Here is a 10,859-nt window from a genome sequence, read left to right as displayed (position 1 = left end):
TGCCGTTAAATATTCGAGAATGGGATTGTCCAGACTGTGGGACTCACCATGACCGAGATATTAACGCTAGTAAAAACATTTTGGCCGCAGGACTTGCGGTGTCAGTCTGTAGAGCGACCATAAGACCAGAACAGAGTAAAACTGTTAAGGCCGGTGCGGAACCCCGCAAGGGACCCCAAGCAGAAACCTAAATCGTGAGGTTTGGGAATCACCGTCCGTTTACGGCGGTGAGGATGTCAATTGGAAGGCTTAAAAGAAGATGGATTAACTGTTCCTGAATCAGTGTCGATCTGTGAGTATGTAGATGTAGCTTAGGGGGTTCCAAGGTGGAAATAAGATTAGACTCATAGCCGCGATTCATTACAATCGACAAAAAATTTATAGCGTTTCCTGTTCACAAGAGGTACATTCTCAATCCTGAAAAGCTTAATCAGCAAAGGTTAAACTGTACCTCACAGATACGAGAACCGCTATATATTCGAGAAGTTTTAACTCATGCTGAATACGACAAAAACAAATGGAAGGAGTAAAAAAAATGCCGACGATAGAGCTAGAGAAACCACGGCAAGCCTGGACAAACTTAAAGCAAATACTCTTTATTCCTCCCAGCGAATCAGAATATGAACAATTAGTAATTATAGCATTTCTGATTCACAAGAGGTACATTCCCGATCCTGAACAGCTTAATCAGCAAAGGTTTAAGTGTGCCGCACAGATGCGAGAACCGCTATATGTTAGATAATTTGATAGATGAAATAGGAGAAAATGAAAATCATCCTCTTGCTTCTTTAGCGGTTCCTACTGGCTGGACTGTAATTGTCCCAGCCGACCGCGGCTTATAGGCGCCTTGGCTCTATCAAGTGATTGTGGAAGCCGGCTGGCATCCGTTTTTACGCATTAACCAGCAAGGACTGGTCAAAATTTCCTCTCATGGTCAATGGCAGCCCTTAGATGCCCTAGTTTCAGCCCCTGGACAATCTTGGTCGGGTCAGGTGGTTTGCTTTAAAACTAATCCCTTGGCCTGTACCTTGCTTGCCCGTTGGGATTCTGGCTATCAAGAGCCGTGGTTAGTTTTGACCGACTTGTCACCCCAAATGGCTGATGCCCTCTGGTATGGCTTACGTCCTTCTACGGAGTGTGTTTACCGCGACCTCAAATCCGAAGCTGTCAACATTAGTGGTGAATATTTTTATCCGCAAGGAAATTTTTCTACTATAAATAATATTGACTTAGGACAACAAAGATATCAAATAACTGGACAAATTCGTTGTCAAACTATCGGCAATTGTCAAGTCTATGGGGAAGGGGTAATTAATGTAATACCAAATAATACCTACTATGTGATTTGGCGAAATACAAGTATAGGTCAATGTACTGCACATTTACAATAACCTTGCTTGTTGCTCGGCAAAATATCAATATCTCCTTTTTCCTTTTTCTCTTGAAACTGATTCCTGAATCATACTGTATGAGCTAACGACTAAGCGTGATAATTTTTTGAAAATCCCTTTGAATAATAGCAAAATTTTTGTCAGTTAAAAGCGGCACATGAACGAATAAAGCTCTCGGATGATGTTTTAAGACTTGAAAATATAATTCTTCGCAGACAAACTGCCCGGCATTATCGCTGATGTAGGTATAGGCAAGCTCTTTGACAAAATCCTCAAGAGGACTTGGTGTAAATAACTTTTTTGTGCTACTCCTAGCCTGAGATTCTAAACTTAAACGATAACGACTTTCTGCCATGCCACAACAAATAACGAAATCAGGCTTTTTGTCTTGAATAGCTTTGATAACTCGTTCACTGGCTCGATGGGTATTAACGGGAAGTTGACGCAAAAATAAAAGCTTTTTTGCATAATTATCTTGAATAGATACTAACAAATCATCAGAGGAATTACTACAGTGATGGCATAACCAAGGCGCAAAAGAAGTTAAGAGAATTGTCAAGTTATCTCCTGATAGTTAATTAGGATGATCAACAAAAAAGCGATCGAAGGGACAAAAATTGCTACAATAATGACGTGACCTCAATTAAAGACGAGATTGATAGCCTATGCAACGCCGTAAATTTTTGCTGCTCAGTGGCAGTTTAGGCGGTTTTAGCTTGGCAGCTTGCGCTCATCAAATTTTACAGCCCGTTACTTCCAAAAATCCCCCTGAGTCGGCTGTTAAACAAGCACAAAAAGCGAAAAAAGTCAAGATAATCGTGATTAGTGACCTTAATAGTCAATACGGTTCCACTACTTACGATCCCGAAATCGATCGAGCTATCCCCTTAATTATCAATAATAAACCCGATCTGGTCCTCTGTGGTGGCGACATGGTGGCAGGACAAAAAAGCAGCTTGACAGAGGCAGCAATTAACGCCATGTGGTCAGCCTTTGATCGCCATATCGCCGCACCCCTGCGAGCTGCTAAAATACCTTTTGGTTTTACCATCGGTAATCATGACGCTTCTGGAGCTTTATCGGCGGGAAAATTTATCTATGCTAAAGAGAGAAAATTAGCCCTGGATTATTGGCAAAACCCCCAACATGATACAAGTTTAAATTTTATCGATAAAACCGGCTTTCCTTTTTATTATACTTTCACTCAAAATGGTATATTCTATCTAGTTTGGGATGCCTCCACTCATTTAATCTCTGGGGAACAACTAAATTGGGCAGCAAAAAACTTGAGTAGTACCGACGCTAAAAATGCTAAAATGCGGCTAGTAATCGGTCATTTACCCCTCTACGGTATTGCCGTGGGCAGAAATCGACCGGGGGATTATTTAGCCGATGCCGAGAAATTAAGAGCCTTTTTAGAGGGCCATCAGGTGCATACTTATATTAGTGGCCACGCTCACGCTTACTATCCGGGTAAACGGGGGCAATTACAATTATTACACGCAGGAGCTTTAGGCAGTGGACCGCGACGGTTATTGAACAGTGAACAAGCGCCCAGAAAAACCCTAACAATTGTCGATATTAATCCCAATCAACAGGAAACAGTTTACACCACCTACGACATGAAAACCCAAGAGGCGATCAATATTACCAGTTTACCTCCTTTGATTATGGCTCCCAACGGGCAAGTTTTACGTCGAGATATTCCATCGGTTAACTAGAAAGGAATTCCCATAATGGCCACTGTCATCAGCACCGTTAATATGAAAGGAGGAGTAGGAAAAACTACCCTGACCGTCAACCTTGCCACCTGTTTAGCTAAATTTCAGCAAAAACGAGTCCTTGTCCTCGATTTAGACGCTCAAATCAGTGCGACTCTTAGCTTAATGTCTCCCCACGAATTCGCTCAACTGCGTCGCAAAAAACGCACTTTAAGCTATTTATTAGAAGCAATTATCAAACCCAATCCCTACAATAAATTAACTATTGATGATATTATTGTCCCTTCAGTCTGTGAAATACAAGGCTTAGATCTACTGCCGGGAGACATCGAACTTTATGATGAATATGTCGTCTCAGAAAACCTGCACCACCAAGCAATTTTACAGGAAGATTTAGGCTTTGATCATGCTTGGAATAATCTAGAAAGAATCTTAATTCAAAAAATCATTGATCCCATTCAAGACCGTTACGATTATATTATCATGGATTGCGCTCCAGGCTATAATCTTTTAACTCGTAGTGGTCTATGTAGCAGTCATTTTTATTTACTACCTGCCCGTCCCGAACCTTTATCAATTGTCGGCATTCAGCTATTAGAAAGAAGAATAGTTAAACTGAAAGCTAGTCATCAAGAAACCGAACCGATTAACCCCGGTTTACTCGGTATAGTTTTTATTCTTTCTGGTGGTGGCCTACTCAGTCGCTACTATAATCAAGTCATGCGCCGGGTACAACAGGATTTTCAAGCCCATCAAATTTTTGCTAATGCGATTCCTATGGATGTTAATGTAGCTAAAGCTGTTGATATGTTCGTGCCTGCGGTGGCAGCTATGCCCTCTTCTAGTGGTTCCAAAGCTTTTATGAAACTCACAGAAGAATTCTTGATGAAAGCCAAAAAATAGGAGATAATTACTATGGTCATTGAGTGGTTAGAATTTCAAGTTAAACCCGAAGCTAGGGAAAAATTTATCCAAAAAGATCAAAAAATTTGGACAAAGTTTTTAGCAAAACAACCTGGTTTTTTAGGTAAAGAAATTTGGATTAATCCCGCCATCGAGGCAGAATTAATTATCGTTGTCCATTGGCAAACGAAAGAACAGTGGAAAGCTATCCCCCAAAATTTACTTGATGACACCGAGGTCAAATTTTCCCTAGCCATGGGAAAAGATAATTATCAATTACTCAAAGTCAAGGAATTTCAGGTCAGAAAATTTCGAGAAAATTGTCAGAACAATTTAGAATATATGGGAACCTGATAAAAAATCAATTCATCTTTTTGTCCCCTGTCAACCTAGCCAAACTTGTCATGAGGGGCTAAAGTGTGCTATAAGCAATCAGACCCTGCCCTGGTCTTTATTCTTTCCGATTAGGTAAATTACTGATGACTGAAGCTAAACGCGCCCTAATTACCGGCATCACCGGCCAAGATGGTTCCTATCTGAGCGAATTATTATTAGAAAAAGGTTATCAAGTCCACGGTATCATCCGTCGTACCTCAACCTTTAACACCGATCGCATCGATCATATCTACACTGACCCCCACCAGCCCGATACTAAATTATTTCTTCATTATGGCGACCTCACCGACGGCACGACCCTGCGGCGTATCCTCGAACAAGTGCAACCGGTAGAAGTGTATAATTTAGGGGCCCAATCCCACGTGCGAGTTAGTTTTGATGCCCCAGAATACACCGTCGATGCTGTGGGGGTGGGGGTCCTAAGATTACTAGAAGCAATTCGGGATTACCAAAAAAGAACCGGCATCGAAGTCCGTTTCTATCAAGCAGGTTCCTCGGAAATGTTCGGGAAAGTCATGGAAGTTCCCCAAAAAGAAACCACGCCATTTTATCCCCGCAGTCCCTACGCTTGTGCGAAAGTTTACGGTCACTGGCAAACGGTCAACTATCGGGAATCCTACGACTTATTTGCCTGTAACGGCATTTTATTTAACCATGAATCCCCCCGTCGTGGAGAAACTTTTGTCACGCGCAAAATTACCCGCGCTTTGGCCCGAATTATTGCCGGACAACAGAAAAAACTCTATTTAGGAAATCTCGATTCTAAACGGGATTGGGGTTATGCTAAGGATTATGTGCGGGCGATGTGGTTAATGTTACAACAGCAAGAACCGGATGATTATGTAGTGGCGACAAATGAAACCTATTCTATCCGGGAGTTTCTCGATATTTCTTTCCAATACGTTAATTTAAATTGGCAGGATTATGTGGAGTTTGATGAACGTTATTTGCGTCCGGCGGAAGTGGATTTATTGATAGGAGATTCCACAAAAGCCAGAGAGAAATTAGGCTGGCAGCCGTCGGTAACGTTCGAGGGACTGGTAAAATTAATGGTAGATGCGGATTTAGCGGCTTTGGGGATTAATCTTAATAACGGTGGTGATAGCGGACAGTTATTAAAAGATTTGGCTTATCTTCGCAATCGTTCAATGACAACTGTGGATTAAAGAGGTAAAAATATGCTGAATTTAAGCGAACAAAGAATCGTTGTCACTGGGGGGGCCGGATTTTTAGGTCGGCAAGTAGTTAATCAATTAATTGCAGCGGGGGCAAATCCCGAAAAAATTACAATTCCTCGGTCAAAGGATTGTGATTTAAGAGTTTGGGAAAACTGTCAACGTTTAGCCGACCAAGAAGATTTAATTATCCATTTGGCAGCCCATGTGGGAGGCATCGGTCTCAATCGGGAAAAACCCGCCGAATTATTCTATGATAATTTGATGATGGGAACCCAATTAATTCACGCTGCCTATCTAGCAGGAGTGCAAAAATTTGTCTGTGTGGGGACAATTTGTGCCTATCCAAAATTTACTCCAGTACCTTTCCGTGAAGACGATTTATGGTCAGGATATCCCGAAGAAACCAATGCGCCCTATGGTATCGCTAAAAAGGCTTTATTGGTACAATTAGAGTCCTATCGTTTGCAGTATGGTTTCAACGGAATTTATCTTTTACCGGTGAATTTATACGGGCCAGAGGATAATTTTGATCCGGGTAGTTCCCATGTAATTCCTGCTTTAATTCGCAAGGTTTATGAGGCACAACAACGGGGGGATAAACAACTTCCTGTCTGGGGAGATGGTAGTCCAACCCGGGAGTTTCTCTACTCCACCGATGCAGCGCAAGGCATTGTCATGGCCAGTCAATTCTATAATGAATCAGACCCGGTTAATCTTGGTACAAATTATGAGATTTCTATCAAGGATTTAGTTGAATTAATCTGTGATTTAATGGGTTTTGATGGCGAAATTGTTTGGGAAATAGATAAACCGAATGGTCAACCGCGACGCTGTTTAGATACAACCCGCGCTAAGGAAAAATTCGGTTTTGTTGCCCAAATGGAATTTAAAGAAGGTTTGCAGAAAACCATTGAATGGTATCGGCAAAACGCCGCCTAGGTTATATTTATGGTGTGTTAGATAAATAACTAACACACCATAATTTTTTAAGGTTACTGACCAGTAAAATCAGAACGAAGGGTTAATTTTAAATCTTCCTTGGGGTTAATTGACAATAATTCCACCGATTCTCCTCGTAATAACCAACCGGCTAATACTTCTAATCCCCCTCCTCGCAATAATCCCTCGCTAACCGGTTGGTCAGAAGTAAAAGAAGCGAGGACAGAAGCGGCCGATTTTCCTAAGACTGCACCCTGAATAATTTTGTCGGGGTTAACTCCTTTAATTATCCTTTCTAGACGAGTGAAAACTGCCGAAATAGCATCAATAGATTTTTCTTGGGGTTGACGGGTTTTTAAAAAGATTTTTTGGGATAGAAAACGCGAACCTTGACCATCGGGTTTAATTTCTCCGATAATCTGACTACCATCGGGAATAATTATCTGTCCTTGGGAATTTTTGATATTATCGGTGACGGTCAGAGATAAAGAAAAAGTTTCTTCTTTGGTTAAAAGAATTTTTTTCCCTTGCTCGTATTTTACAGGGATGTCTGTGCCGGCAGGAATTAATCGATCATTCCCCAAAGGAATCGGTTTAATCGGGTTAATTGGGGCGAATTGACGTGCGATCGCAGGAGTCAAGGAAAGGGAGACCACAACGAAAGAAGCACTTAAAAGCATTGTTAATAGGGTCAGAGGATGATGACGACCCTGCTTTTGAAAATATAGCATCTTACCCTTGAGTTTCCTAGTGGGAGCGAATTAAAGACAGAGACGAAAGCAGAAAAAGGTTTGTTTCCCAGGCAGAAAATGCGGTAAAAAGGAAAACTTTAGCCAAAAATAACTGATATTTCCTACTAATTTCCAGTTATTAGTTTATCTGGTCTATTGAAACGCCAAAACTCTTGATTTGTCCGCAGTTCCTAGTTTGGCACGGTTAATGGAGAACAAGAACTATTTATGGTAAAATTATAGGTTCAATCCTATCAAAAAAAATCACCCGATCGAATTAGAATCTGTGAAAAAATGTAACAATTGTGACAAAAAACTGAAGAAACCTCTGATCGGGTTGCCACCGATCCCAAACTCAGGACAAGGGGTCATCTAAACTTGGCCCCACAGAAACGGCACACCTTCGCTTTCGGTTGAATTAACTCAGCACAATGAGGACAAGGAACCCTATCCCTGTCCTGTGATCGAACAGAAACAGTTCTCTCGCTATTCCAAGTCACGATCAACCCAAAAAGAGCCACTAGCACCCCAACTGCTGGATTAAAGGCCATCATTACAAACCCAAAAATCAGCATACTCAAACCGATAAATTTATCCATAAGCTCCTCTTGTAGATAACCTTGCTCATAAACCCGAACCACCCCCAATGCCTATCTATGAGCCAAATCACACATCGGCCACCCTACCTCAGAAAGATGAGAAATAAGCCAACTAAAGATAGAAATAGAGAGAGTGAAAGATTGCTAGACTCACAGAGGTGGGTAGCTAAAAAAGTCTCGCCTCTAACCCCATAATGACACAATTAACTTTAAGTTTTGCGATCGAGTAAGCCAAAAATATTCTCCCCCATCACCCGCGAACCGGATGCTGTTGCTAAAATAATCTTCGTAGGGGAGAGTGCGGGAAGTTTCCAAATATCATCCTTTTTGTCCTGTACTTAGGAGTAGATTATGTTTACTAAACTTAATAATTTGTGGAATCAGTTTTTCAGGAGATCAAGAAGGATTAATGATAAACCATTAAATAAAGTAAGTTTATTGGTAATAATAATTGTTGATATTTTCATCTTAGTTAATGTTTTTACAGGATTAGATGATATTAGTAGGTGGCATTTAAGCCCCCAACAAGTATATCCTTGTTACAGCGAATGGCAAAGTTACAAGAAAAATAATAGTCCAGATAGAGATTATGATTTAATTACAACTTTTTTAGTTGATTATAAAAATAATTATCAAGATGAAGAAATAGGACATTTAGGTAAAGTTTCTCCAATTTGTTTGCAATACGCTGATATTAAAAATCAGTTAAATAATAAAGAAAATAAAACTTTATTAAGTAAAATACAAACAAAACAAGATAATATTAATATACTAGAAAATAATAATAGAATTATTAGAAGTCAATATGATTCTACCCTATTAGAGAAAATTGCTGGACAGTCTGCCAACAATTCGATAAACCGGGTAAAAGCGGAAGAGGCAAAACAGAAACTAGAGGAAAATAATAAAAAAATATCAAAAATCAAAGAAGAAATTGTTAAGCTAAAAAATGAACTACTACAAAAACCATCGAGTCAAAATTTACTTGCTTTCATGAGAAATGAAAGTAAATTTAATGATGTGGAAGCTGGTTATAAAAATGCGTCTTTTTGGTATCCTAGCATTCAATTAGGTTTTCAGGTTTTATTTTTAGCACCATTAATAATTATTGCGTTATTAGTGAATCAGTATGCCCAAAGTCGCGGCTATGGTTTAATAGCGTTAATTAGTTGGCATTTATTAGTTATTTTCTTCATTCCTTTAATTTTCAAAGCTTTTGAATTTTTGCAAATTGGTATTATTGCACAATTCATTTTTGATATTATCGGTGCTATCTTTGGAGGTTTAGTATTTTTAGTTCAATATGTTTATATTCTGTTAATCCCTTTGTTCGGTTTTGCTATTATTAAATTTTTGCAAAAGTTTGTTTTTAATACCAAGTCTCAAGCAGCAAAACGAGTACAAAAATCACAATGTATTAACTGCGCTAAAACGATTAAAAATCAAGATGCTCATTGTCCCCATTGCGGTTATTATCAATATGTAGAATGTCATCATTGCCATGAGTTAACTTATAAAAATTTACCTTATTGTTATCATTGTGGTACTGCACAAACTTATGATAGTTAATAGTCCCCAAGCTACCGAAACGAGCAAAGAGAGAATTGCCACTTTATCAATTAACTAATTATGGATTTACTCGAATACCAAGCCAAGGAAATATTTGCTCAGGTAGGTATCCCTATTTTACCTTCCCAACCAATCCACGAACCGGGAGGACTAAAAAGATTAAACATTCCCTATCCTATCGTGCTGAAGTCCCAGGTACGCACGGGAGGCCGGGGAAAAGCAGGAGGAGTGAGATTTGTCGCTAATACCATCGATGCGATCGCTGCTGCCCATGCTATCTTTCATTTACCGATCGCCGGAGAATATCCAGAGGTAATCCTAGCAGAAGCCCGGTATAATCCACAACAGGAGATATTTTTAGCCATTTTACTCGATTATCATCTGCAAAGACCAGTTTTACTGGGTGCGAGTCAAGGGGGGATGGATGTGGACAGTTTACTGGAAACCATGCAAAAAGTGGTAATCGAAGAGAGATTTTCCCCCTATCTCTGTCGGCAATTAGCCGTATCTATGGGTTTAAGAGGGTCTTTGATCGAGTCTATCAGTCAAATTCTCGAAAAAATGTATAGTCTCTTTGTTAGCAAAGATCTCGATATTATCGAGATTAATCCCCTGGGTATCAACGAAGTTGGGGAAGTGATGGCCCTAGATGGCAAAATAAGTGTTAATGATGCCGCTTTAGCTAGACATCTCGATCTTCTAGCTTTGACCCCACCCCAATTACAATCCCCTTGGTCGATAATTGATCAAACTGGCCCAATAGCGATGATCAGTAATGGCCAGGGTTTGATGTCCACTGTCTGGGATGCCTTAGCCAGCAAGGGGGCAAAACTGGCAGCATGGCTTATACTGGAGGAAAGACTAGAATTAGAGCAATTAAACGAGCAAATAGAGGCCGGTCTGCAACAATTCCAACTATTGCCTAATTTAAAAGTGGTTATCGTTGATATTGTCAGTTATCCCGACTTTGGCCAAAAAGCGATCGAGAGTATTAGCAATTACTACCGCAGTTATAGCCCATTATCACCCAGCCGGAGCAGCGGCGAAAGAACGATCCGGGCCACCCGACAGGAAAGACAAACCTTGCAACCCAGATCTTTTCTCAATCCCACCGTACCACAAATAATTTTTCGCGTCCTAGCTGACAGCAAAGCGATCGATCTTAGCCAGAGTTTAACCGATGTTAACTTTCATTGGTTAGAGTCTTTAGAAGAGGTAATCACTGAAGCAATTAAATTAGCCTAGAATCAGTGATCAGTCATCAGTTTGTCGGCTGTACATCAGTATGCTAGGGAGCATCTCACCTTTGTAACTCCTAAATTAAGTTTTATGTCAAGCTATTTTGAAAGCCTTACCAGAAGCAAGTTTTAGCGACAAGTATAATTACTCACTTGCATAAGTGAGATGCTCCCAGTATGCTGTATGCTGTATG

General features: G+C 40.2%; 10 protein-coding genes and 2 pseudogenes. 10 read left to right on the top strand and 2 right to left on the bottom strand.

The features are described 5' to 3' along the window. From IM319_RS00060 to IM319_RS00050, 3 genes and pseudogenes are all read left to right on the top strand, one after another. Positions 1 to 198, top strand: a pseudogene (locus tag IM319_RS00060) (zinc ribbon domain-containing protein); the annotation flags it as partial. 337 nt (positions 199 to 535) lie between these two features. After that, positions 536 to 842 (top strand): annotated as a pseudogene (locus IM319_RS00055) (hypothetical protein). Positions 843 to 866: 24 nt separating this feature from the next. Continuing rightward, positions 867 to 1,391, top strand: a complete 525-nt coding sequence (locus tag IM319_RS00050) for a hypothetical protein (protein ID WP_287685017.1) — start codon at positions 867 to 869, stop codon at positions 1,389 to 1,391. Positions 1,392 to 1,473: 82 nt separating this feature from the next. Here IM319_RS00050 and IM319_RS00045 read toward each other — a convergent pair whose 3' ends face one another. Then, positions 1,474 to 1,950 (bottom strand): peptidase C15, encoded by a 477-nt coding sequence (locus IM319_RS00045; protein ID WP_287734176.1) that lies wholly within the window; start codon positions 1,948 to 1,950, stop codon positions 1,474 to 1,476. 106 nt (positions 1,951 to 2,056) lie between these two features. Here IM319_RS00045 and IM319_RS00040 point away from each other — a divergent pair, with 106 nt between their 5' ends. The 5 genes from IM319_RS00040 to IM319_RS00020 all read left to right on the top strand — a co-directional run bounded on the left by IM319_RS00040 (position 2,057) and on the right by IM319_RS00020 (position 6,528). Continuing rightward, complete coding sequence (locus IM319_RS00040; protein WP_287734174.1) at positions 2,057 to 3,112, top strand: metallophosphoesterase family protein; 1,056 nt, start codon at positions 2,057 to 2,059, stop codon at positions 3,110 to 3,112. A gap of 15 nt (positions 3,113 to 3,127) precedes the next feature. Continuing rightward, positions 3,128 to 4,015, top strand: a complete 888-nt coding sequence (locus IM319_RS00035; RefSeq protein WP_286825999.1) for a ParA family protein — start codon at positions 3,128 to 3,130, stop codon at positions 4,013 to 4,015. Between the two features lie 12 nt (positions 4,016 to 4,027). Beyond that, on the top strand, positions 4,028 to 4,369 hold the full coding sequence (locus IM319_RS00030) for a TIGR03792 family protein (RefSeq protein WP_287734173.1): 342 nt from the start codon (positions 4,028 to 4,030) through the stop codon (positions 4,367 to 4,369). A 125-nt stretch (positions 4,370 to 4,494) separates the two neighbouring features. After that, on the top strand, positions 4,495 to 5,577 hold the full coding sequence (gmd, locus tag IM319_RS00025; RefSeq protein ID WP_002798501.1) for a GDP-mannose 4,6-dehydratase: 1,083 nt from the start codon (positions 4,495 to 4,497) through the stop codon (positions 5,575 to 5,577). A 12-nt stretch (positions 5,578 to 5,589) separates the two neighbouring features. Then, positions 5,590 to 6,528: a GDP-L-fucose synthase family protein gene (locus tag IM319_RS00020; protein ID WP_002798500.1), complete on the top strand. Its 939-nt coding sequence runs from the start codon at positions 5,590 to 5,592 to the stop codon at positions 6,526 to 6,528. A gap of 53 nt (positions 6,529 to 6,581) precedes the next feature. Here IM319_RS00020 and IM319_RS00015 read toward each other — a convergent pair whose 3' ends face one another. Then, a complete protein-coding gene (locus IM319_RS00015; protein WP_287734172.1) occupies positions 6,582 to 7,259 on the bottom strand; it encodes a hypothetical protein in 678 nt (225 codons plus the stop codon). A gap of 950 nt (positions 7,260 to 8,209) precedes the next feature. Here IM319_RS00015 and IM319_RS00010 point away from each other — a divergent pair. After that, positions 8,210 to 9,427, top strand: a complete 1,218-nt coding sequence (locus IM319_RS00010) for a hypothetical protein (protein WP_287734171.1) — start codon at positions 8,210 to 8,212, stop codon at positions 9,425 to 9,427. 60 nt (positions 9,428 to 9,487) lie between these two features. Further along, positions 9,488 to 10,672, top strand: a complete 1,185-nt coding sequence (locus tag IM319_RS00005) for an ATP-grasp domain-containing protein (RefSeq protein ID WP_287734170.1) — start codon at positions 9,488 to 9,490, stop codon at positions 10,670 to 10,672. Positions 10,673 to 10,859 lie beyond the last annotated feature (187 nt).

The sequence above is a fragment of the Microcystis sp. M113S1 genome (assembly GCF_020246945.1).
GTDB lineage: Bacteria > Cyanobacteriota > Cyanobacteriia > Cyanobacteriales > Microcystaceae > Microcystis.
Note: the sequence above shows the minus strand (reverse complement) of the source record. Positions and strands in the feature narration are given on the sequence as shown.